Source organism: Marinomonas gallaica (genome assembly GCF_001639745.1).
GTDB classification, from domain to species: Bacteria; Pseudomonadota; Gammaproteobacteria; order Pseudomonadales; family Marinomonadaceae; genus Marinomonas; species Marinomonas gallaica.
The window spans coordinates 90,818-113,397 of sequence record NZ_LTAX01000005.1; the positions used below are offsets into that span (position 1 = coordinate 90,818).

General features: G+C 45.1%; 19 protein-coding genes. 10 read left to right on the forward strand and 9 right to left on the reverse strand.

Annotation, left to right across the window (positions count from 1 at the left end; genetic code table 11):
- Nucleotides 1–173: 173 nt before the first annotated feature.
- The 3 genes from AYW76_RS07050 (at nucleotide 174) to AYW76_RS07060 (ending at nucleotide 3,295) form a co-directional block, all read left to right on the forward strand.
- The gene (locus AYW76_RS07050; RefSeq protein ID WP_067217725.1) at nucleotides 174–989 is read left to right on the forward strand and encodes a helix-turn-helix domain-containing protein; all 816 of its coding nucleotides are present in this window, start codon (nucleotides 174–176) and stop codon (nucleotides 987–989) included.
- Nucleotides 990–1,122: 133 nt separating this feature from the next.
- The gene (locus AYW76_RS07055) at nucleotides 1,123–2,301 is read left to right on the forward strand and encodes an MFS transporter (RefSeq protein ID WP_067217728.1); all 1,179 of its coding nucleotides are present in this window, start codon (nucleotides 1,123–1,125) and stop codon (nucleotides 2,299–2,301) included.
- Nucleotides 2,302–2,374: 73 nt separating this feature from the next.
- On the forward strand, nucleotides 2,375–3,295 hold the full coding sequence (locus AYW76_RS07060) for a LysR family transcriptional regulator (protein ID WP_067217732.1): 921 nt from the start codon (nucleotides 2,375–2,377) through the stop codon (nucleotides 3,293–3,295).
- Nucleotides 3,296–3,320: 25 nt separating this feature from the next.
- On the opposite strand, the gene AYW76_RS07065 is transcribed toward AYW76_RS07060, so the two are convergent.
- Nucleotides 3,321–3,785, reverse strand: a complete 465-nt coding sequence (locus AYW76_RS07065) for an Lrp/AsnC family transcriptional regulator (protein WP_067217735.1) — start codon at nucleotides 3,783–3,785, stop codon at nucleotides 3,321–3,323.
- 175 nt (nucleotides 3,786–3,960) lie between these two features.
- Here AYW76_RS07065 and AYW76_RS07070 point away from each other — a divergent pair, with 175 nt between their 5' ends.
- From AYW76_RS07070 to AYW76_RS07080, 3 genes are all read left to right on the forward strand, one after another.
- Nucleotides 3,961–4,914, forward strand: a complete 954-nt coding sequence (locus AYW76_RS07070; protein ID WP_067217739.1) for a DMT family transporter — start codon at nucleotides 3,961–3,963, stop codon at nucleotides 4,912–4,914.
- Nucleotides 4,915–4,926: 12 nt separating this feature from the next.
- Nucleotides 4,927–6,120: an amino acid aminotransferase gene (locus tag AYW76_RS07075; RefSeq protein WP_067217742.1), complete on the forward strand. Its 1,194-nt coding sequence runs from the start codon at nucleotides 4,927–4,929 to the stop codon at nucleotides 6,118–6,120.
- Between the two features lie 102 nt (nucleotides 6,121–6,222).
- Nucleotides 6,223–6,702, forward strand: coding sequence for a hypothetical protein (locus tag AYW76_RS07080; protein ID WP_067217745.1), 480 nt, complete (start codon nucleotides 6,223–6,225; stop codon nucleotides 6,700–6,702).
- Between the two features lie 40 nt (nucleotides 6,703–6,742).
- On the opposite strand, the gene AYW76_RS07085 is transcribed toward AYW76_RS07080, so the two are convergent.
- From AYW76_RS07085 to AYW76_RS07130, 8 genes are all read right to left on the reverse strand, one after another.
- Nucleotides 6,743–7,717 carry an FtsZ/tubulin family protein gene (locus AYW76_RS07085; protein WP_067217748.1) on the reverse strand — a complete coding sequence of 325 codons (975 nt, stop codon included), beginning with the start codon at nucleotides 7,715–7,717 and terminating at the stop codon, nucleotides 6,743–6,745.
- A gap of 2 nt (nucleotides 7,718–7,719) precedes the next feature.
- Nucleotides 7,720–9,351, reverse strand: coding sequence for a PcfJ domain-containing protein (locus tag AYW76_RS07090; RefSeq protein ID WP_067217751.1), 1,632 nt, complete (start codon nucleotides 9,349–9,351; stop codon nucleotides 7,720–7,722).
- A gap of 11 nt (nucleotides 9,352–9,362) precedes the next feature.
- On the reverse strand, nucleotides 9,363–10,229 hold the full coding sequence (locus tag AYW76_RS07095; protein WP_067217755.1) for a hypothetical protein: 867 nt from the start codon (nucleotides 10,227–10,229) through the stop codon (nucleotides 9,363–9,365).
- Between the two features lie 700 nt (nucleotides 10,230–10,929).
- Nucleotides 10,930–13,314, reverse strand: coding sequence for a DNA/RNA helicase domain-containing protein (locus AYW76_RS07105; protein ID WP_067217761.1), 2,385 nt, complete (start codon nucleotides 13,312–13,314; stop codon nucleotides 10,930–10,932).
- Between the two features lie 607 nt (nucleotides 13,315–13,921).
- On the reverse strand, nucleotides 13,922–14,548 hold the full coding sequence (locus tag AYW76_RS07115) for a hypothetical protein (RefSeq protein ID WP_067217767.1): 627 nt from the start codon (nucleotides 14,546–14,548) through the stop codon (nucleotides 13,922–13,924).
- Between the two features lie 50 nt (nucleotides 14,549–14,598).
- Nucleotides 14,599–15,609, reverse strand: coding sequence for an HNH endonuclease (locus tag AYW76_RS07120; RefSeq protein ID WP_067217770.1), 1,011 nt, complete (start codon nucleotides 15,607–15,609; stop codon nucleotides 14,599–14,601).
- A 7-nt stretch (nucleotides 15,610–15,616) separates the two neighbouring features.
- Nucleotides 15,617–16,207 (reverse strand): class I SAM-dependent methyltransferase, encoded by a 591-nt coding sequence (locus tag AYW76_RS07125; RefSeq protein ID WP_067217773.1) that lies wholly within the window; start codon nucleotides 16,205–16,207, stop codon nucleotides 15,617–15,619.
- Nucleotides 16,208–16,259: 52 nt separating this feature from the next.
- Entirely contained in the window at nucleotides 16,260–17,261 is a 1,002-nt protein-coding gene (locus AYW76_RS07130; RefSeq protein WP_067217776.1) for a helix-turn-helix transcriptional regulator, read from the reverse strand.
- 152 nt (nucleotides 17,262–17,413) lie between these two features.
- Between AYW76_RS07130 and AYW76_RS07135 the strand changes: the two genes are divergently transcribed.
- From AYW76_RS07135 to AYW76_RS07150, 4 genes are all read left to right on the forward strand, one after another.
- A complete protein-coding gene (locus tag AYW76_RS07135) occupies nucleotides 17,414–17,848 on the forward strand; it encodes a pseudoazurin (protein WP_067217779.1) in 435 nt (144 codons plus the stop codon).
- 140 nt (nucleotides 17,849–17,988) lie between these two features.
- Nucleotides 17,989–19,677, forward strand: coding sequence for a sensor histidine kinase (locus AYW76_RS07140; RefSeq protein WP_156489041.1), 1,689 nt, complete (start codon nucleotides 17,989–17,991; stop codon nucleotides 19,675–19,677).
- Nucleotides 19,670–21,016, forward strand: a complete 1,347-nt coding sequence (locus AYW76_RS07145; RefSeq protein WP_067217785.1) for a sigma-54-dependent transcriptional regulator — start codon at nucleotides 19,670–19,672, stop codon at nucleotides 21,014–21,016. Before AYW76_RS07140 ends, AYW76_RS07145 begins: the two co-directional genes overlap by 8 nt.
- Before the next feature lie 11 nt (nucleotides 21,017–21,027).
- The gene (locus AYW76_RS07150; protein WP_067217788.1) at nucleotides 21,028–22,302 is read left to right on the forward strand and encodes an ABC transporter substrate-binding protein; all 1,275 of its coding nucleotides are present in this window, start codon (nucleotides 21,028–21,030) and stop codon (nucleotides 22,300–22,302) included.
- Nucleotides 22,303–22,580: the final 278 nt, after the last annotated feature.

A 22,580-nucleotide genomic window follows, 5' to 3' on the forward strand; every position in this document is an offset into this window, starting at 1 on the left:
CGAGTTAATATTTTTTATAAAGCTCGAAGTCATACACTGGAGATCTGTCTACCTATGAATGACGTTTAGAAATACTTTAGATAAGTGAACTGCATAAATATTGAATATTTGCGCCAATTAAGGATTTTGAATCGGCAATGTTGTAAGTAAAAATTATAAAAAAGGTAATCACTATGACAACAGCACACATTGGTACAGGAGAGCAGCCATGGTTCGTCATACATTCGCAATCGGATGTCTATCAATACGCGCCACAGATTCATGGCGTCTCTCAGATCTATCGTTTTCAGGCAGGAGAGCACTCTGATACAACCTTTGCTATCCCAGATGGCTGTGTCGACATCATGTTTGACTGCACTGAACAATCCCCCAGCGCCAAGATCTGTGGCTCTACAGTCTGCGCGCAAAATGCAAAATTAAAGCAAGGTCATCATTACTTCGGGGTTCGTTTTATGCCCGGAACGATTCTTAAATCGTTTGATATTTCGACCAAAGAACTGATAAGCCAGCGTTTAAATCTGTTCGACTTCGTACAAGATAAAACGTTTCTATTGGAACAACTGATGGCGAATCAAGACTTCTCAACACAAGCGCAGATTATTGAGCAATACTTAATTCACGATACAATCGTGGCACCGTCAAGCAAGACTCAAACCGTGATAGAAGCCATTATTCAACACAGTGGCAACATTCAAGTGGCTCACATTGAGCAGTTAACGGGAATCAGTAAACGCACCATGCAGCGCTTATTCAGCAATGAAATTGGCCTATCCCCAAAAGCATTCTGCCGCATCGTTCGCTGCCAAAGCGCCATCCGCATCATCAATCAAACGTCAGATCTGAGACTGATTGAATTGGGCAATGATTTAGGCTTCAGCGATCAACCTCACTTTATGCGCGAATTCAAAAAACTCATTAGCGCTACGCCCTGCGATTATCAAAAACAGATTCTTAAATCTTCCTACGCTTCTCGAATCCACACACGTTAGTTCACTCCCTCCCCTGTTTTCACTCGGCGAAACTGATCCATAATTGTATCAATTTCGCCGAATTACTTAACATGTTTACTAAATATCTAGCAGTGAGTATCCTATTTCTAACCCCTGATTTGACGGAACCGATATGAAACCCATCCCGATGCCTGTATTGATCACGATGGCAATGGGCAGCCCTATTGCACTGAATGCATTGTTACCCGTATTGCCTCTCGTTGCAGACACCTTTGCGGTGTCCAACAGCACCGCACAGCTGAGTTTGTCCTTGTATTTGGCAGCGCTAGCCATTGGACAACTGAGTTTAGGCGGGCTGATTAATGCCCAAGGGCTCAAACGCAGCCTTCGTATTGGTTTGATTGGCTTTATATTTGGAAGCAGTTTAGCCATGTTTCAATGGAGCATTGAAACGCTGCTGGTTGGGCGTGTTTTTCAAGGGTTGGGCGGAGCCGCGATGATCTCGATTGCCCGTGCGTTACTCGTCGAAAGCTACGGCAATAAAGTCGCGCCTCAGAAAATGGGCTACATTATTATGGCCATTGCCTTATCTCAAAGTGTTGCCCCTTTATTAGGCAGTTACATTACAGATTGGTTTGGCTGGAGCTATATCTTTGTGATGACGGCACTTATGGGAGGTCTTTTACTGTTACTGTCTAATCAATACGTTAAGATGAATCCGGTTGCCAAAAAACGTTTTTCATTCCAAGAGACGTTAACGCTCTATCAAACTTTGCTTAAAGACGCTTCTTTTCGAAGCTACGCCTTGGCCAATACGTTGATTGCCTGCTGCTTCTATTTTTTTGTCAGCGCCTCTCCTTACATCACCGCAACATTTGATCAATCAAGCCATTTATTTGGTTATTGGTTTATGAGCATCACCCTGAGCTTCATGTTAGGTGGCTTTTTAAGTACGCGCGTCACAAAATACGTCAGTGAAGACCGCGCCATTGTGTTAGGTAACGGAATCGCGTTACTCGGTGCGCTATTATTGCTGTTGATCCCAATGATCACCTATACCCATTACCTAACGCTTTTTCTACCGATGAGCTTAGTGACCCTTGGGCGAGGCATCAGTCAGCCGTCTTATCAATCGGCGGCGATTGGTGGTGTCGGCAGTAACGGCGGTATGGCCGCTGGGTTAATGGGATTCTTGCAACTGGCGTTTGGTGCCATTTGCTCTCAGGTGTCCCCTGTCATGGTCGAAGCCTGGCCGCTATCGCTTTCTATCGCCATTATTACCTGCGTTGGTATCGCACTGAGTGTGCATTCTATTCAACTCTATAGAATGTCTGCCAAGCCCCATTTTTAGAATAAGCCATAGGTGTTCTTTTTCAGTCTTTTTAGTTAAGTTAATGAATCACTAAAAAGCCTAGGTTCAGTGGATGCAAACCAAAAAGAAACGCGCCCTCATCAATCAAATCACTGACTTTGATATCAAGCTCATTCGTTTGTTTAAAACAGTGATTGAGTGCGGAAGCTATACCGCAGCGGAATCTATGTTAGGTGTCACCAAATCAGCTATTTCAATTCAAATGAGCGATCTAGAAAAACGCTTGGACATGAAGCTGTGCCACAGAGGTCGCGGTGGCCTCACACTCACGGAAGAAGGCGAAGCGGTTCTAAGTCTCTCAGAAGTGCTACTGGCGTCGATTGAACAGTTTAGAAGTGATGTGAACCAAATTAACAACGAGCTACGAGGTGACTTAAACATCGCGCTGGTTAACAATCTCGTCACGCAACCACAAATGCGCGTTACCCATGCGTTAAAAGACCTGCGCAACCTTAGTGATAAGATCAACATCAACATCACCATGTCGACACCCAGCGATATTGAAAAAGGCGTGATTGATGGACGTTTCCATGTCGGTGCGGTCCCGTCGAACAACAAAGTATCAGGGCTGGAGTATCACCCTCTGTATACTGAGCAATACTACTTATACTGCAGCGATGAGCACCCTCTGTTTTCCTATGCAAAACCCGATAAGGCGTTAGTGGAACAGAGCAATACGGTGATCACTGGGCACCGAATGACCCCAGACGTTGCCTTGATTTATCAGTCGCTAAATTGCTGCGCCACCGCATCGGATCACGAAGGCATTGCCTTTTTAATTCTGACAGGCACATACATTGGCTTTTTACCAGAGCATTACGCAGAGCACTGGGTGGCAAAAAAACGCATGAAAAAGTTACTAGCCAAAACCTATAAATTTAACTCTGAAATTAATTTGGTGACAAAACCAGCAGCGCTGCACAATCAAATCTTAAGTCAGTTTCTCGAGTTCATACAAAATGAGCGTGCTTGACGGGTACGCTGACGAACGGGGTTCTTTATTGACTGTCTTGAATCGGCAACGGAGCATCCGTCTTGACCGCACGAATGGCAAAGTTGCTGTGTATGTCTTTCACAAAGGGCAAGGTTTGGATAGTACGAAGTATCGCTTCGTATTCTTTTAAGTCGTGTACCACCACTTCCAAGCGATAATCCGATTGCCCTGACACCACAAAGCAACTCAACACATTCGCCATGGCAATGATTGAGGTTTCAAATTGTGAACTGGTTTGATCTTTATGATTTTCCAGTGACACATCCACGAACACGGTCATGCCAAGCCCTACTTTCTCTCGATCGAGCGTCGCTCTATAACCTGTGATCACCTGCTCACGTTCCAACTTTTTGACACGTCTTAGACAGGGTGACGGCGACAAATGAATGCGCTCCGACAACTCTACATTGGTAAGACGACCATCTTCTTGCAGTTGGCGTAAGATCGAAAAATCTACTTTATCCGTCATTTGGCATACTCAATCTATTAGTATCTATAAATTAGCACATTATGCCTTTATGAACATAAAACCTTACCAACATAGCAAGGACATGCCTCGCCTCTTTCCTGAATAATGATGGCTGACCGATGCGTATTGAAACGCTTTCTTACGCCATATCCCTCATTATTAAAGGTACGCTCAGATGGCTCAACTGCACGCTTCTACATCCTCCACGGTGCCCCAGTATCGACAGCTAGCGCAAGGAAACGCGTTTCAACTTGGCATCGGCTCTGCCCTAGCAACGGTTTTAATTTGGAGCGGTTTTTTACTGTCAATGCGAGCCGGCGCCATATCTGCGTTAACCACGTATGACTTAGCGCTGATGCGTTTTGTTTTACCTGCTCTCGTGTTATTGCCTTGGATGATTCGAGATTGGTCGCGCGTCGTGGCCACCTCTAAATGGGTGTTAGCGGGCATCGTGATCGGGGCGGGGGTGCCGTTTTTTTACCTGAGTAGCATGGGGGCTTCCTTCGCACCGGCTGCCCATTCGGGTCTGTTGATTCCAGGCACCTTCCCTTTATTCGTCACTGGCATTGCCGTTTTAGTATTTAAAGAGCCCATTTCAAAACAACGCTTAACGGGCCTAATCTGTATTGCCATCGGCGTCTTGAGCCTAGTCGCCGTTTCCCTGTTAGAGGTTGGCAGTCAGGTATGGAAAGGCGATCTTATTTTCCTGATGGCGTCTTTACTGTGGGCGCTTTACACCCTTTGCCTACGACTGGCTGGGTTGCCCCCGCTGGCGATTACCGGTTTTTTATGTGCCGTTTCCAGCGCAGCTCTGTTGGTGCTATATGGGTTGGGCTATGCCAATACAGGCTTAACAGAAACCCCCATCTCCACGGTCGCCATACAATTTACGATACAAGCAGTGTTTGTTGGCATTGTGGCAGGTTTCACCTATGGCTTTGCGATTAACCGCATTGGCGCGGAATTGAGTGCCGCGCTTGGCTCGTTGACACCCGTTGTAGTCGCCTTATTAGCCATTTTTGTTCTTCATGAGCCGTTTACGCTTTCCACCTTTTTAGGCTTAGGCTTGGTCTGCGGCGGCGTATTACTTGCCAGTGGTTTTTCTTTTCGCTCTGTCTTCTCTCGATAATAGGTAACGTTTATGTTTTTTAACACGCTTAGCGCGGCGGCGCCGGACCCGATCATGGCATTGTCTTCTCTTTGCCAACAAGATGCTCGCCCATCCAAGTTAGATTTGGGGATCGGCGTCTACCGCAATGAAGCGGGTAATACGCCGATATTTCAAGCCGTCAAAATGGCTGAACAGGCACTATTGCATCAGCAAGACTCAAAAGCCTACGTCGGAATGCGGGGCAATCTGTGTTTTAACCAAGCCATGACCGCGCTCATACTCGGCGATCAACAGCCTTATGATCGTGTGCGCACCTTACAAACCCCAGGTGCCAGCGGTGCCTTACGCTTACTTGCGGATCTCATTGCTCGAACGCAACCTCACGCCACGGTATGGCTAAGTGATCCTAGCTACACCAATCACGAGCCTATTTTCCGCGCAGCGGGTCTAAAGGTTCGTCACTACCCTTACTTTGACCTCGCCACCAAGCAGATCAACCATCATGCAATGATGTCTCAATTTGCGCAGTTGGACACAAGCGATGTTGTGCTGTTACATGGCTGTTGCCACAACCCAACTGGCGCAGATCTGACTTTTACCCAATGGCAGCAGGTAACGGAGCTTGCTTTACACAGGGGCTTTCTACCCTTTATAGACATGGCCTACCAAGGATTTGGTCAAAGTCTTGAGCAAGATGCCAAAGGGGTGCGTTACCTAACGGAACACGTTCCTGCGTATCTGTTAGCCAGCTCGTGCTCCAAGAATTTTGGTTTGTACCGAGAACGCGTTGGCGTGGCAATGGTCGCAGGTGAAACCGAGACCGTCAGCGATCACATGCTGTCTCAACTGATTTGCTTAGCACGCAACAGCTATACGATGTCGCCTGATCACGGTGCGGCCGTTGTCGCACACATACTCAATGACATAGCACTTAAAGATAACTGGCAAAACGAGCTCAACACGCTTAATCAACGTATTCGTCATACACGCAGCGCTCTGCGCCAAGCGTTAGAAAATCGCTTCGATAAAGACTTTCGTTTTATTGAACAACACCAAGGTATGTTCACAATGATGGGACTCACGGCTGATACCGTTAAGCGGTTGCGCACAGAAAAAGCCATTTACCTACTCGACAATGGCCGACTCAACATTGCTGGGCTGGCCACCTCCCAAATTGACTATTTTGCTGACAGTTTAAAAAGTGTGGCGCAAGATGCCGGCTAATAGTTAGCCATTTTCTTGGTTTTTCTATGCTTAATTTTTAACGTATCAGATTGGTAAATAATGCTAAGCTGCTCATAGTTTTCTCACTCGAAAGGAATGCCCATGTTGATACGTAACCTAACCTTTGCTGTATTGCCTTTTTTATTAACGGCGTGTACGACAATGTCTGAGCCAACGAGTGACGTGCAGACGCAACAACACATTGCATCGAGCGCTGTCGCGCAACCAAAAACGGCCGAGCAAAAGGATATGTCACTGATTGCAGACATCAAACAAAGCCAGCAACAAGCCAAGCAAAAGCAATCGAAAGTAGAGCAAGAAGCGCACTCTCGTCAGGCACGATTCGAACACAACCTAAAACAGCCAAAACCGGTCGGTGCGCAAGTATGCACATGGCAAAATAGCATTGGTCATGTCGCAGCGGTGGAAAAAGATCGCATCCAAATCAACGTTCATGGACGCGCGCCGTCAACCACCTATGGCGCCTTCTTTGGCGCCAACCCTACAAACCAAGACATTGAAAAACAAGAAGCAACGGTCTGGACCGACGGAGAAGATTGGGCGGTGTGTGGCGGTAAGTAAGACTTGGGGCTTACATATAAATCAAAGAAAGCATGAACGGCTAGCTTGATAACCGATTGACAAACAACACGACTTTAAAGCTTGGCTTGCCCCAAACACTGAAGCCACTCGATAAGTCTAAATTACCTGAAAGCCTTTCATGCAGCTCTTCGCTGACCCCCGCGTAGTCAGACAAGGTGAAGCTCTCTGGTGCCCAGATATGCAGTAAGACTTGGGTGTTGGTTTGCATGCTTTGAACATGAGGCGTCCCTTGAAGTAAAGGAAAGTCGGTTAGCTTCTCCAAAATACCGTCATAGCTGTCTGCCTCAATGACTGCGCCATGGCCCATGCCTTGACCTGCCAAGGCTGACAAAAAATGAGCGAAGTCAATCCGCGCCACCGCTTCACTGTCGATCATCGCCAATAGGCCCGATATCAGTTCATTGATGTAATGATTGGCGGCATCGAGGGCATCATTCAGTTTGACGTTATCGCCTAACGCCTGTTGTAACTTGGCATTCTCCAACACAAAGGTCGTGCCTGCGGATTTGCGGCAGCGCTCAATTAAGGCATCCGCCAAGATAATGCGGCGCCGACCTTCAAAAGCAAAAGGCCTTACCACAAACGCGATGGTTAGAACTTGTTGCTGCTCGCAAATTTCTAACAACACAGGCGTGGCGCCAGTGCCTGTTCCTCCACCGCCACCACTAACGGTGATCACCAAATCGAACCCAGCAATCATATCTTGCAACGCTTCGGTCGATTCACGGGCAGACTGTTCCCCAACATGAGGCATAGAGCCTGCACCAAGCCCCCTTGTCAGAACCTCACCAATCGGCACCTGCACGGGCGCTTTGGTTAAACTCAGTTCTCGTTGATCCGTGTTAACCGCAGCCAGTGTCACCTTGTCCAAAATAGCCGTTTGCACCATGACCTCCACGGCACTGCAGCCACAGCCTCCAACGCCTACCAAAAGGATTTTCGGAGCCTGTTGTTCGGCAAGATCAAAGACCACCTCAGCACTATTAACATTCATAGTCACTCTCCTTGTTCCAGCAACGTCCAGCCTTGTTCCGCTTCACTCATTGCAAGCCACCAGTCCAACAGGTCATCATCACCTTGACGGCGAGTACCATCGCGACGAACAACATTAACCACTTCCCAGCGATTGCCATTCAGACGCTCATTATCCAAACACTCAAACTCAATCACGCGTTCTTTACCGGGGTCGTCCACACGAAACACATAGCGTTCACCATTGTGGATCTGCTCAATGGTGCTTTGAATATGATCGTTCATATAACGCTGCTCTATACGAAACATCTGCTCGGTTTCAATCGCGGTTAATGGTGACTCCGTAACGAACGGAGGCATAGGGAAAAATACATCATTAGGCCTTCCCATCAGAGCACGGCGACGCTTTTGATAAGCCGCCATAGAACCTTCATACTGATCAAACCAAGCTTGTATGCTCTTTAGCGTATCCGCAGAAGGCGCGCTATTATTTTTGCCTTTGATCTGGCCCAGACTCCATGTGCCATCCGTGCAGGTTAGCTCTATTGTGGCTCGCTCTTCACCCATGTATCGGTAGATATAGCTTTCTCCCTGCTCGATCGCTTGGCGATAACTCGATACACAGTGCTTCATACGTTGCCCCTCCTTACATAAGGCAAGAAACGTGCGAATAGGCTTAATGGTCTGGGTTTCCTCTAACGGCGGTTTTGGGAACACACCCCACAACCCATCTTCTTGGGGCAACACCTTATTTAACCGTTTTGTCCATTTATCATGACGCTTCTTAAGACCGTCAAACGAGCGCACGCGATCAAAGTGGCTGTAAGCAGGAATGCCTAACGCTTTGCCAATACGCTGAACATCTCCAGCTACTTGCTTCACTTCCCACAGCCAACTGCGAACGTCTTTGCCTGAAAGCGGTTTCACTCTCTCCAAGTCACCTTGCCACTGACGCACATCGATCGGTAAATCGATGAGCGTCATAATTTGCAAAAAGGATACACTCGCTTGTTCAAAGCCATTTAGATAAGCGGCTTGTTGCGGATCGCGCAGCCATTTTTGTAGACGCTGCCATTCATGCACATCCCCCACACTTGCGCGCACTTTGCGTAGCCACTTGAGCATCCATTTCTCTCGATGCCCAGAGACCAGCTCTAACAAATCTAAACGAGGACGTGTTAACCAATGCTCGATATCCTCCTTTGGTAGCTGTGCTTGCTGTGCGCACCCCAAGAACAGCCAAGCTAAATTAAAGTCTGACTCACACAGTTGTTTAAACGCATTAGATTGAAGGCACATATTGAGCATAGAAATCTGTAAATGCCGAACCGACAGTGCTATCTTTTTTACGTCTTCTGGTAAGAAGCGCATGACTTCTTCCAAGATCGGGCACGTTTGTGCCCAAGTCAGCAATGGCAAACCTGCGTCCTGATCGATCTCCTGCCAGCGGTCGTCATTAAGCTGACTGCGCTTAATGACGATACCTTCGTGAATCAGTAGATAGGGTTGAATCAGTAGCCTCTCTTTGATTGGGTAGGTAATCTCCCAACTCAGTGCTGAGCTCTCTAAGTAGAATGCCCCATCGTGAGCCTGCAAAGCGACGAGCTCCGCTAAGCGCTTGTCACGGGCTGCTATGTGTTCGCGTAAGATCGCCATAGCCGTTCTCCCTACTTCTTCGACTTACGTGATCTATTACGGTTGATCTTGCGGGGCACCCACTCCTCAGACGATCGTGGCACAGCCTTTAGCGGCGCTTTCTTCTCGCCTAGTTTATCGTGCAGTTCAAACGTAATCGATTTAACGCTGAGACAATCCGAGCGATGACCAACAACCTTAGCCAGCATGTGTTCTAATATCTCATAAAGCTCGGCTTGTGCGTGCTGTTCATCACCGTACGCCACCATGGTGTGATCACCATCTTTCAAGATGTTCTTACGAGAAAGTTTCACCTTGCCATCTTTCTCATAGAAACAACCAAAGCTACCACCGTACTCGACACTTTCGTCGTTGTCCCACAGGAACCACTTCTGCTGTTGATCTGGATACCAGATTTGGCTGCACTCCACATGAAACCAAGGCTCTACCTTCGAGGTACCTTCTCGCCAAGTACGCACATCGACCGCACGTAGGAATCCCGTCTCTTGGATTAAATCCTCCATTGCAAAGTGCTCTTCAAAGTCTTCAGCCACTTCTTCAAAGTCGATCCACTCTTCAAGGTCCTCCACCGAAGCAATGTAGATCGGATCTGTTGCGAAGGAATCCAAGACACGCTGACGCGATACCCAAAAAGTCGCCGCCAAGTTAGCGTCGTCATAGACTCGTTCTTCCAAAGCATCGATTATGGCTTTTTTAAGGCGCTGTGCCGCACTGCCCATTAAATAATTGGCGTGATCATTGCGCTCATCAAAGGTGTACAAATCAAACTCATACACATACTTCACACGGGGAATATAGAAATCCGGCTCAATCTTATCCATATTGTGAATTGGGTTTGAATCCGGGAAAAAGCGTAAATTTCGAGAATGAATAATCATAGAAAGTGTCCTTATGTCTGTCGTTCAACAAGGACTACTTTAACAGTGCAGAGCGACAAAACATGTCGCCATAACCAATTGATTTTAAAGGAAAAAAGTTTAACTAAAACCGTAACCAAAACATACCGCCTAACTCAATAAACATCAACTAAAAACGGCACCATTTTTGACGCTATAACTTAGCCAGGCGAGGCTGTAAATACCTAAAATCCACCCTCAAACTAGAGGTTTAGCGCATAAAATTCGGACAGTGGAAGGGTTATAAAATGTGCTCAAGGGACTTAGTGGCAACACAGCTGCAAGCAAAGAGAATCTATATGCCCAATATCGGAATATTTTGGTGTTTCAACGGAAACGTCATTGGCCGTAGCCGACCTTTTCAGGAAGGAGAATGCAGCCTACCAGGCCTGTGGGATACACCAGATAATCATATCGACCTATGGGAACACGCCCCCGATAGCATCCAACTGCCGAATGAACTGAGGCAGTTGGAATATCAGTCCATACCCAAAGGGAGAGTCCTATAAAACAAAAGAAGCAGAACAGCCGAATCACTCGAAAGTACTGGTAAGCGGCGTATGAATAGCTTGGTGTACCCCTGATGCCGAACCTAAAAAGGCATATCTTAACTAGGGCTAATAAAAACCAATAAAATTATAACTCTCCATAAAACTCTTAGTTTTTTCAGTAGCCACAATAATCATGACACTATGGATAAAAACTCGCCAATAACCATTAACTCTTCTGAGTCGTCTGCGAGCTCAATATTTGAGTACCCAAATGACAACGTATCTGGCTTAAGAATTACTTTAATGTTCACTTGCTCATCATTATCAAAGCTCTTTAAGCTTTGATAGACCTTTATGGTAAAACTACCACCATGATCTGGATCTTCGATACTTCGATGTTGAACTAAAACTACTTTACCGTTTCTCGATCCACCGGGGTTTGACTTGAACAAACACCACGATCCACTAGGAATTCTACGATTCATGGACTCACCGATTACTTGAACAATAAACATACCTTCACTTGCACGAATATAATCAGGAAGCTCCACCCAATCGCTACTATCCGCTATCTGTGCATCACTGAATCCACCTGCAGCTGCTTGGATATCAAATACTGGAACGTGTGTCACATAAGGGTTTGCCTCATCAAAAGCAACAATATTTAATGCAAGTCCATCAAACGGTGAAGCCATATTGTTTATCTCTCGCTCGGTTGAGCAAATTGCGCTGGCTTTAAAATAGTCTAAGGTTTCTTTATCAGTAGAGTATATAAAGCAGCCTTTTTGGCCGCGCGTCATTAAGGTTCTATATGTATTCTTTATGATTTCATCAGTCAGGCTTTTTGCAAGCTCTTTGTCTTTCTTAAGCATTGTTTTAAAACCTCTAATTGATCGATCATTAGACGATCGGTTCCTTGCATCAGTGACTACGAAGCCATCTCGAATAACGAAATCATCCCCTAAAATCACCCCAACGTAATCAAGCTCTAACCCCTGACAAGTATGTATACAACCAACCTGATCAACCGATTTTTCAGCAATTAACCAAAGGCTTCCATCGTCCGTTAAATTCCATTGTGCTTCGAAGTTAAACTCAGGAATTACTATGTCCATTGCAGACTTATCTTTCTTACTCTTCCAGTCCCAGCAATACCCTGCAACCATTCGCGCTTTGTTAGACAACCTATTCTTCTCTAAAATTGCTGTACGCATAGCAGTTGGGTCATCGAATACACGAACTTCATAGTCGATATCATCGAGTGTGGTGTTCGCTGTTTGACGTACTTGAAGGACGTTATCGACCCACGAAAGATAGCCATCAGAACCGTTACATCGAAACTGAGAGCTCAAATTCAACTCTGTCACGTTTGATGAAAGCATATCCGCCCATGATCGAATAGAATCATTGGTACCGATATCTTGAAGTGTTACTCGCTGATATTCATCGATGAAGAAAATGGACAGTCTCGATCCCGAAATGATCTCTTTAATTTGATTTTCGCCAAGATTTCCATATAAACCAGACTTTAAATTAAGACGGTGAGCCTCGTCGACAATAAGCGCATCAAATTGATCTTTCTCTACTTCAATATAAGAACCAGAACCTTTAAACATTTGGTCGATGTGCGTCTTTTTTTTAGTACCAGTCAACTTCTTTTTAAAAACTTCTCGAGGCGCTGCGTTTTTGGAAACATATTGCACTAGCATTTCACGATTTGTCATTTCTACAAGTAAGTTAATCGCAACAACAGATTTTCCTGTTCCTGGTCCACCGTTAACTATTAGTGTTTGCTTTTTGCCAGATTTAGCCTTATGAGCCAAATCAAGCGCAGTTTCATAGACTAGCTTTTGATCATCAATCATCAAAAATTCAGGGTTACCCTTAAGCATTGAAGCTAATGCATCCGCAAGGTTTTTAGAGGGCTTTATTACACCATGCTCTATACGGTACAAAATGTTGTCACTGTCGCCGTAACGGACATACTTTTTTAGAAAGCTAGCCAAACGTATGGCATCTTGTTTAATAAATACTGGCGCCTTATTGGTGTGTGCCTCATAAAATGGATCGTTGATTACATGACCAAAATCCATGTTATGAAGGTATGCACAAGGCTGTAATAGAATGGATTCTTTACGAACGGTTTCATTGTAATCTTGAATCAACGCACCATACGACCATGCTTGATAGGAAGGATGATTTGTTTCTTTCATCCCGTGCTGAAAACGGGTTTTGACGATGGCATCTTTATTTGTCTTCTCAACATTTTGCCATTGCTTTAGCTCTATTAGGACTGCCGTATCTCGTCGATCCTTGTCCTTCCCTGTAAGAATGAAATCTACTCGTCGATTGGTCATTGGTAAATTATACTCAATTGCGACACCAGCAGATGCAGGAATATCCTCGTCCCATAAGACTTGAGACATATATTGAAGCGAGTTCTCCCAAGAAATTTTTTCATTTCTAGGGGAATTACGGTTTAATCTTCGAAAAACCTCAGTCTCTACTTTGTCAGCAATTACGTTCGATCTGACGTCAGCTAAAAATTCGCGCTTAGTTCCCGAATATACAATCATTCGTAATCTTATCCATGTACTGATAGTTGCACTATTTTGATACCTCAAAGCTAATATGAGCTTGGAGCCAGTTTCTCAGCCCCCCCACTACTACGGACGATGTAGAGTACAGTTAGAGGTTATTGATTGAAGAAATAGCACTCCAACTATATTATCTTTATCAGTTCCTCGTATGCTTAGATTTCAGCAATTACCGACACACTTAGTAAAGTAGAAAGGGGCCAAGTGGCCTATATGCTTTTGGTTCTAACACAATCCGCTAAGGTGCTCAGATGAACACCCCATTTAAGCAAATTATTCTATGTGAACGATACCAGATTGAAGGCTTAAAGAAACTAGGATTTTCCGCTCGAAAGATCGCTGACAAGAAGCTGCAGCCAAGCTCATTCCAAACCAAGTATATATTGACTAACGGCCAGCACACTTTGATGCGAAAGAAAGGATTGGACACTGGGAAGGAGATACAGTCTATGGTCAGGGTGCCATCTGGTTACAGTCACAGAGCGTGTTTCAGAGACACTGCTCATGCGCCAAGCGAAGAATAAGACAAAGAAAGCGGTATATCAGGGGATCAAACGAGTGTTCAAACCCGCATGTCTTTTTTCACTCAATATAGTTCGCGTTTCTGTAAGCAAAATACCACTATAACCAAAGCTTCATCTTCCGGAAAGCCAACCGAGCCTGAGTCAAGAGTTTCAAAATAACAACTAACTATCATTTCTTGACCAAGATATTCTTGAATATTATCCATACGACTATCAATCAACTGGTCAATATTATTGGATCTAGGTCGATTTCTCAATCGACTAATTGCGGCAATATAACCAGTCTCTAGCCTTTTAGATTCATGTACTTCCATTGCTAGGGCTTTCAAACGCTTTGCCTCTTTAAGCAACTGGCGGTTGTTCAACGATCTTTTTACTTCAATAACGTGTCTCAGCTTTCTGCTTTTCTTGCTAGTAAGCACAACATCAAACCGTCCGCTATCTCTTAATTCCGAAGAGCTCTGTACGTACTCCAGACCTAAGCTAGCGAGCGCTTCTTTTACTGGCATTTCCAGTCTATAACCAAGACTTGGAAACGCTTTGGCTAAACTATGCGCAATAAGAACATTCAAATAATACTCAGGCATTTTTCTTATATGGACGCCCGTGCTGTCATATGACTCTTCGGCAGCCGATACTATCGCGTCTATAATTTGCTTTTGGATATTTACTTTTGTTGCCCTAATCAAAATTACCTCCGTATAACATTCATTTACTAACCCTATATCTAACTAAACACTCACGCTAATCTAAATTCGCTCTTGCTTTGCCATAAATTTGCAGCACTATTTTGAGCTATCTGATACGCCCAATCTGCTACAGACATGGATTTCTCTTTATCGCACTCGACGTAACTGGCAAGCTCCTCAGAGATCATGTTTGCGTGGTTGGCGAGATTATTTTCTTCCCATTTAAACTTGTGCTCATAGCTGGCGAGGTAATCTCGCTTACTGTTGTTGCAGGTACGATCAGCCAATACAAAGTTGTGGCCAAGGTCGAACGCGTATTTGGCAAATGGGATAAAGTGATCGACTTCGGCATGTTGGTCGAGCTTTTTGCCACAGTAGAAGCAGGTATTTTTCTGTATGTCTTGAAGTAGAGGCTTGGCATAGGCTAAAGCCTTACGGTCTTGACCAAACAGAAACTCTGGTAAGTTGGCTTGTGCACCGACTAGGTATTGGTTGTGCTTAAAAGAAATGATTTTGTCGATCCAAGCGGCCCGAGCAAGGTAGGTGATCAGATGATAAAACTCACGAAAATAACCCGCGATACCAGCATTTAGCTCGATATGGTTCTGGCTTTTATCATGCGGATATAAAAAGCATTCTTCTTTTTTTGCCAAAATCTGCAAGCGCCAGAGTGGGCCACTTTTGAGGGCTGCCTTTGCTACTCTATGCACAGTTTTATAGTGTGGGCTTTTGTACAACTGATTGATGTTGTACAAACCTGTTTGCTGGATGCTCTGCACCGCCGTGATAATAGCGATTTGCTTTTGCGAATCACTGTTTTGATGCAATTGCATTGTTTGACTAGAACCACCAAACGGTCGGGCCTGATTCCAATACAAACGAAGCATTTTGTCCGCTAAAACATCTAACTGAATAGGGAGTTTACTGTTTCCGGTCACACTTGAGCTTTCCACACATACATCCGCAATCGCATGTAATAACGCATACTTGTACGTCGCGGTAAAATCACCCTCCACCAACATCCGTTGAATGTAAGCAATAAACTCGATGGCCGTTTTCATCGCCAATTTACTCTTGCTTTTCAACGATTATGTTGAGCCACTGCTCGGACGAGCGACCCTCTCTCTGGTCACCTGTTACCCACATATCTTTGACCTCAAACCCTTCCAAATACGGCCTGACCGTTTGTTCGGTCTGGTCACAAAAGAAGCGCCCTTCTTTAACACGCTCTTCATCACCATGCTTGAACGACATGTACAAAATGCCATTTCGCTTGAGTGCCTTACGTAAGCGTGAAATTGCATCCATGAGTTCTACTTTGGGGACATGCAGTAAACTTGCACAGCACCAGATGCCATCATATAAACCGGACTCATTAAATGTTTGAAAAGTGAGCACAGGAACATCAATATTTAGGTAATTAGAAGCTATCGAAGCAAGCCTAGAGCTCGCATCAAAAGCCGATACCTTATGACCTATTGATTGGAAATACTTCGCATCGCGGCCACTGCCACAACCCGCATCGAGGATATTGCCGCATGGCGGGATAAGAGGGAGAAAACGCTGATACAACGCAGACATGTCGACTGGTAGCGTGCTCTTAGCAAAGTCTTCTGCAAACGTGTCGTAATATAAGGTCGTGTTAGCTTTCAAATCCATGTAGCACCTTAAGCGAAAGGGAATGATATAAAATTGACATGACTACTATCTTTCACGACATCAACCCCAACACTTCCCTCGCCTGCTGGTGAATATGCTCACGCCACGCTTTCGGCTCCTGCACGTCAATCGCAGCCCCGTAGCCTTGTATCCACCAAAGCGTTTGTTGGTCATCTGGTACCTTGGCAGTCAGTTGATACCAGCCGTCTTCTTCTGGTTTTAAATCTTGGTCTTCGCTTAAAGGCGTTTCGGACAGTAACCAAGCGATTTCATTTTTCACACGCGCTTTGAGCTGTACATCGTCGGTGGAGACTCTGTAATCAAATGCGCCTTGATTAAGGTATTCGCTTAAGTTGAAGCCTTTTAGTGGGCGAAATTTTTTTTGGGAGCGCTCTGCCCTTTGGATTCTATGCAATGCAAATTGGCGTATGTCATCGTAGTCTTTTACGGTTGCTAAAAGGTAGCTAACACTATGACGAACAACGATGGCTTGCGGATGCAGTATGTAGTCTTTGGGTTCATTCTGTTTACGGCTTAGGTAGGTTACGTCAATGGCGTACTCTTCTAACGCCGCTTCGGATACAGCGTCCCAAATACCCTGTTTAACTTGAGCAGGAATTAAAGCTTTACCATTCGGGATAGCTTTGACGCGATTAGCCCAGCCAGAGTAGTGATTCTTAGGTAGCGCGTTTAAGTATTGTTGGGCCGCTTTGAATTGAGGCGCAATCTGATCTACAGCGATTTTCGGCAGTAGGCTAGATAAATACTCATGCGCCAGTACTAAGGTTAAGGCTGTTGGTGTATCCAGCCCAAGCTTTGAATCATTAAAGCTAGCTGACAAATTCCAACGGTGCTCGCCATCGCCTTCTATACAATTAAGCGGTAAATGGTCCATCATGGCTTTCAGATCACGCTGAACTGTACGCAGGTTGACCACAAAACCTTTTTCTTCTAATTTTCGATGAATGGCTGAAGTGGCTCTATAACTAGGCTTTTTGGGGATGATTTTCAGCATCGAGAGCGTGCGAAATAGGGTTTCGTGCTTTTCACCCATGTTTGTATCCTTACATACTGTCTTCTTGACGAAAACTTTACCATAAACCCAATCAAAATAATCGCCTGTTTTATACCGAGCATTGGCACTCTAAACGGCATTCAGGAGCCAATATGCTAAGATGGCATTTTATTCCAACTCTGGGAGCTTTCATGTTACGTCGACTTATTATGGCCTTGGCACTGATTCCCCTTGCAGGTACATCCTTTGCAGCGGAGCATATCGTTAAAATGGTCAATCAAAATGATTGGGGAACGATGGCCTTTGAGCCAAGTTTTTTACACGTCGAGGTGGGTGATACGGTGACCTTTGAGCCAACAGACTATGGTCATAATGCGGTCACGATTAATTATATGGTCCCAAGAGGGGCGAACCGTTACCGCGGTAAAATCAACAAGCCTATTACGATGGAGATTAATAAGTCAGGATTTTACGGCATTGAATGCTCACCGCATTTGACCATGGGCATGGTGATGATTATTCAAGCAGGCGACGGTGATATAACAGAGTTTGAGATCCCTAAGACCTTGCCCAAACAAGCCAAACTTCGCTTCCAAGCCATTAAAGACTATGCAATGTCGCGGTAAAGGTTAACAATCGATGCGGCTATTAAATGTTATATTCCTACAACTGGGTTTGATTTAGAACGTTTCATTTTATTAGATTGGTAAAGGCCTTGTTTCGTTTACATGCGAACGCGGTTCTTTCTGACTTTACGGGACCAAGTGTGTCAACTAATACGCAATATAAACGCCTCTCTAACCGATACTTGGTTCTCTCTTTGGTTGTGGCATTGGTCCCTTTGTTTATCTTTACCAGTCTTTATGATCGCTATTTTGATCAATTAGTCTCCAAAATCACTGATGGCAGGCTTAACACGCAGGTGGCTGCGGTTCAGAATGAGTTTCGCGTCCATCTCAGAGAACGCTTGTACCAGCTTGACGTGCTTGCTGACGAGCTTGACTCATCAGAGATCTTTCAAAAGGATGGCAAGCACAATCTTCCTGATGCATTACAAGCATTATTACGATTACAAACTGACCCTAATAATGTCTATGGCATTGCTTTTTTTGACGCCAGTAAGCGGTTCTTATGGAGCTTTCCCGAGCACTCTTATTCAGAAAAAAGGTATCTTGCGGTTCAGACCTATCAAACACAGTTCGAACAAGCCGATCTATTGGGGCCGGAATATTTCAGTTTTGAACGGCCCGCTTCAGTACTGCTTATGAAACCTATTACTAGGCTTTCTGAAAACAATACCGTTTCCTATTTAGGGCTAATATTACGCTTCAACTCGTTAGCGGCCATTCCAAAATCACTGGGTACGGACGGCATATTTACACCCTATATTGGTGTACCTGGCGACCGAGTGTTTGACATTGTTGGGCAGCCTATTCAAGACGGAGAACACTATGACCAATCATTTAATTTATACCCAAACTGGTCCATTAAACTAAAGCAGAATGAAGTACTAACGGCGGCACCAAGTGCAACTTTACGTTATTGGTTAATCGGCTTAGTACTGCTAACGGCGGCCTGTCTTATGATTATCCATTGGTTTATTTCTAAACGATTAAACCGTCAAGTAGATACGCTCATTGAAGGCATTGAACGAGTGGCTTCAGGAGACCTCAAATCTCCCGTTCCACCTCAACCAGGCACAGAAGTCGAGCGCCTCACTTTCGCAATTGAAAAGATGCGCTCTCAACTTAACCAAGTCATTCAATCCAATGTTGAAATGGAGCGACGAGCCTCGCTGGGCAACCTAGCCGCCGGTCTCGCCCACGATATTCGCAATCCTCTTAATATTGTTGGCATTACGACAAAAGCACTTTTAAAAAGAGAACACAACGATGAAAACAAAGAGATGCTTTCAATGGTAGTGGAAGAACTCGGTCGAGTAAATGGTGTTATCGATAACCTGTTAAACTTTGCCCGACCAACGCCCCCCAAACAAGAAATGTTTTTGCTGGTGAAGGAACTCCATCTAGTTGCTAATTTATTGAATGCCACAGTACACAAACACAAGGCAAGCTTGACGATTGAGTGTGAGGAAACGTTAGAGCTGTTCGCCGACCCTTCGCATCTGCATCAAGTATTAATAAATCTTGTTTTAAATGCCATCCAGTCATTTAATGGTATAGGTTGCGATGTCACCATCCGCGCTCAACGGGAGACTGAACACCTGGTGATTAAAGTGACGGATAATGGACCGGGCATAGACCCAACACATCTTGAGCGAATTTTCGAACCGTTCTACACCACCAAACCCACTGGAACAGGCTTAGGCTTGGCCATATGTCAGGTGCTGATTCAGGCCAATCAAGGGCGAATACAGATTCATTCGAGCCCTGTTGGCACCACGGTGGTTTTACAATTCCCTATACACGCAAAGTTAGACGATACCTATGAGTAACCTAAACGTTTTGGTCATTGATGATGAACAGAATTTAGTTCGTAGCATTAAATTTTCCTTGAACAATAAAGATCTGGAGCTCTCTGCTGCTTTTACCGGACAAGAAGGCATCGCAGCGTTTGAGCAATTAAATCCTGATTTAGTGCTGCTCGATTTAGGCTTACCGGACATCTCTGGACTGGATGTATTAAGTCAGTTGCGACAAATATCGCCCGGCACTCCCGTGATAATGATTTCGGCACATGGGGACACTAGAACAGCGGTTAAAGCGGTAAAAGAAGGTGCTGTTGATTACATCACGAAACCGTTTGATGTGGACGAACTTGAGTTATTAATGATCCGAACGGCCGAGCAACGAAGAGTCACAAAAGAATTAGAGTTCCTGCGCAGCAAAGACGATATAAATAATCAGATCATAGGTCACTCAGCGCAAACCAACCTCCTTAAGAACATGATCACACAAGTCGCAAACAGCGCCGCCAGAACGATCTTGATCCAAGGCCCTTCGGGGACAGGGAAAAGCATGGTCGCCAAGAGCATCCACAACCAGCGATACAGTAATGCGCCCTTCATTGAAGTAAATTGCGCCGCCCTGCCTGAGCACTTGATTGAAGCAGAGCTCTTTGGCGCAGAAAAAGGCGCGTATACGGGCGCCACCTCTTCACGCGATGGTTTGGTAGCACTGGCCAATGGCGGTACTTTATTTTTAGATGAAATTGGCGAGATGCCTCTTAATATTCAAGCTAAATTGCTGACGTTTCTAGAGCAAAGAACCTTTCGCCCTGTCGGAGCGGGTAAAGAACGTAAATCTGATGCGGTCATTATGGCAGCAACGAACCAAAACCTAGCGTTACAGATCTCAGAGGGACGTTTTCGACAGGATCTATTCTATCGTCTTAACGTTGTACCGGTAGAAATTCCCGCCCTGCAAGATCGCATCGCTGACCTCCCCTTGCTGGTGGCGCATTTTGCTAAACTAATGGCTCAAAATGAGGGTTGTCAACCTGTTAGCATAACGCCGGAAGCCATGTTTGCACTGCAACATTATACTTGGCCAGGTAACATCAGAGAATTGAAAAACTTGCTAGAACGAATGACAATTTTATACCCAGGTCAGTACATCACGTGCGATGTTTTGCCTAAAGAAATTGCCGCTAAAACGTTGCCGGTTACCGCATTAGAGTGTTCATATGATGAACAAGTCGAGTCCAAAGAAAAAGAACTCATTCTGCAGGCATTGAATGCTTCACAGGGTAAAAAAGGCTTAGCGGCAGAGAAACTCGGGATATCCCGTCATGCATTAAAAAGACGCATGCAGCGCTTAGATTTAGACCTTTAGGCCAATGTCCTATGCAAAATAAAAATATTACTCTGAACTTGTTGGCATTGAAGATTTATTTACTGATGCTGTGCTTTTTCCCTTTAAGCGCATCCGCTGAAATAAGGTTGGGAGCAAACAGCGATGACGCTGTAAAAGTGGGTTGCCTGTTTCCGATGACCGGCCGAGGTGGGCTATATGGACATGACAGTCAAATCGGTATCCAGATTGCTCTAGAGAAAATAGCTGCTACAGAGCGCTATCCAAACATTCAAGTATTGATTGAAGACTCGCGCTCCAAAGCCTCTAGGGCCACACGTATTGCTCGTGCTTTTGTGCAAGAGGAAGGCACACGCTTTTTATGTGGTGTCGTCAATTCTTCGGTTGCCTTACAAGTCGCGCAAGTAGCGGCTCAAGAAGAGGTGTTCTTTATTGGTACAGACCACGCCTCTTCCCGCTTAACAGAGCCTTTAGCAAACCCGTTTTATTTTCGGGTCAGCAACAATACCAAGCAAAGTATGCTGGCTGGTGCAAACTATATTAAAGAGCACTTATTACCGAAAAAAGATGGCCACCCCATTAGAATTTCATACATTGCCCCCGACTACGAATATGGCTATTCCGTTTGGCAGGATTTCACCGGTGCACTGGATGAATTACAGGTGCCCTATCAAATTGTCACAACATTATGGCCAAGGTTGTTCGAACCTAATTACTCGCCCTTTATCCGCGCTTTAATGGAGCAACCCACAGACCTCATTGTTAATTCTATGTGGGGCGGAGATCTCGTCGCGTTTATTCAACAAGCACAAAATACACCATTATTTAATCACTCAGCGTTTGCGAACTTTGACACGGGTGGCAATTATGAAGTGCTCGCCGCATTAGGCGATGACATGCCAAATGGCTTGATTATGTCGTCACGCCATCATACCAATTGGCCTAACACTGAATTGAACCATTGGTTCGTTAATCGCTTCAAATCAATCAGTGGTCGCTATCCGTCCTATGCCGCTGAAGGTGCCTACTCTGGAATTATGGCGATCGCTGAAACGTTGGCGATTGCTGGCAAATCTGCCGATAATCCCGCCATTCAGAAAACGCTAGAGCAGCTTGTACTTCATCTACCGGAAGACCCCATTGGCTACTCATCGTTTATGGATGAACAAACGCACCAGCTTCAGCAAGTGATTACCATAGGGGTCACGCAGCCAGATCCCAGCCAACCTCCCGCAATGAAACTACTTAGCGATTGGTCCGTTTATTACCCCAGTCGTTTTAGCCCTCGAAGTAATATAGAACATTAATCTGTGATCGGATTGCGCTCATAGCCATTCATTTTTATGATCGGAATCCGCTCACGAATTTAGATAACCGCTAATAAAATTTAATTTTCCTTTATATTTCAATATATTAACAAAAGCTACAAAACTGGCACCGCCTTTGCAATTTCACCTTTAGCGCTGCGATCAGTGCGCCCATTCCGAGTATCAAGCTGCCTAAATTAGCGACGCTTCAAGGGTGTACTCTAGCAGTCGTTTGGCAAAAGCAAGACCTCTCCACTTTCTTGCCAAAGCCTACGAAT

What these genes read in the sequence shown, in the direction of transcription:
- AYW76_RS07050 (WP_067217725.1), top strand. Translation starts at nt 174, where the DNA reads ATGACAACAGCACACATTGGTACAGGAGAGCAGCCATGGTTCGTCATA.
- AYW76_RS07055 (WP_067217728.1), top strand. Translation starts at nt 1,123, where the DNA reads ATGAAACCCATCCCGATGCCTGTATTGATCACGATGGCAATGGGCAGC.
- AYW76_RS07060 (WP_067217732.1), top strand. Translation starts at nt 2,375, where the DNA reads ATGCAAACCAAAAAGAAACGCGCCCTCATCAATCAAATCACTGACTTT.
- AYW76_RS07065 (WP_067217735.1), bottom strand. Translation starts at nt 3,785, where the DNA reads ATGACGGATAAAGTAGATTTTTCGATCTTACGCCAACTGCAAGAAGAT.
- AYW76_RS07070 (WP_067217739.1), top strand. Translation starts at nt 3,961, where the DNA reads ATGGCTCAACTGCACGCTTCTACATCCTCCACGGTGCCCCAGTATCGA.
- AYW76_RS07075 (WP_067217742.1), top strand. Translation starts at nt 4,927, where the DNA reads ATGTTTTTTAACACGCTTAGCGCGGCGGCGCCGGACCCGATCATGGCA.
- AYW76_RS07080 (WP_067217745.1), top strand. Translation starts at nt 6,223, where the DNA reads ATGTTGATACGTAACCTAACCTTTGCTGTATTGCCTTTTTTATTAACG.
- AYW76_RS07085 (WP_067217748.1), bottom strand. Translation starts at nt 7,717, where the DNA reads ATGAATGTTAATAGTGCTGAGGTGGTCTTTGATCTTGCCGAACAACAG.
- AYW76_RS07090 (WP_067217751.1), bottom strand. Translation starts at nt 9,351, where the DNA reads ATGGCGATCTTACGCGAACACATAGCAGCCCGTGACAAGCGCTTAGCG.
- AYW76_RS07095 (WP_067217755.1), bottom strand. Translation starts at nt 10,229, where the DNA reads ATGATTATTCATTCTCGAAATTTACGCTTTTTCCCGGATTCAAACCCA.
- AYW76_RS07105 (WP_067217761.1), bottom strand. Translation starts at nt 13,314, where the DNA reads ATGATTGTATATTCGGGAACTAAGCGCGAATTTTTAGCTGACGTCAGA.
- AYW76_RS07120 (WP_067217770.1), bottom strand. Translation starts at nt 15,609, where the DNA reads ATGAAAACGGCCATCGAGTTTATTGCTTACATTCAACGGATGTTGGTG.
- AYW76_RS07125 (WP_067217773.1), bottom strand. Translation starts at nt 16,207, where the DNA reads ATGGATTTGAAAGCTAACACGACCTTATATTACGACACGTTTGCAGAA.
- AYW76_RS07130 (WP_067217776.1), bottom strand. Translation starts at nt 17,261, where the DNA reads ATGGGTGAAAAGCACGAAACCCTATTTCGCACGCTCTCGATGCTGAAA.
- AYW76_RS07135 (WP_067217779.1), top strand. Translation starts at nt 17,414, where the DNA reads ATGTTACGTCGACTTATTATGGCCTTGGCACTGATTCCCCTTGCAGGT.
- AYW76_RS07145 (WP_067217785.1), top strand. Translation starts at nt 19,670, where the DNA reads ATGAGTAACCTAAACGTTTTGGTCATTGATGATGAACAGAATTTAGTT.
- AYW76_RS07150 (WP_067217788.1), top strand. Translation starts at nt 21,028, where the DNA reads ATGCAAAATAAAAATATTACTCTGAACTTGTTGGCATTGAAGATTTAT.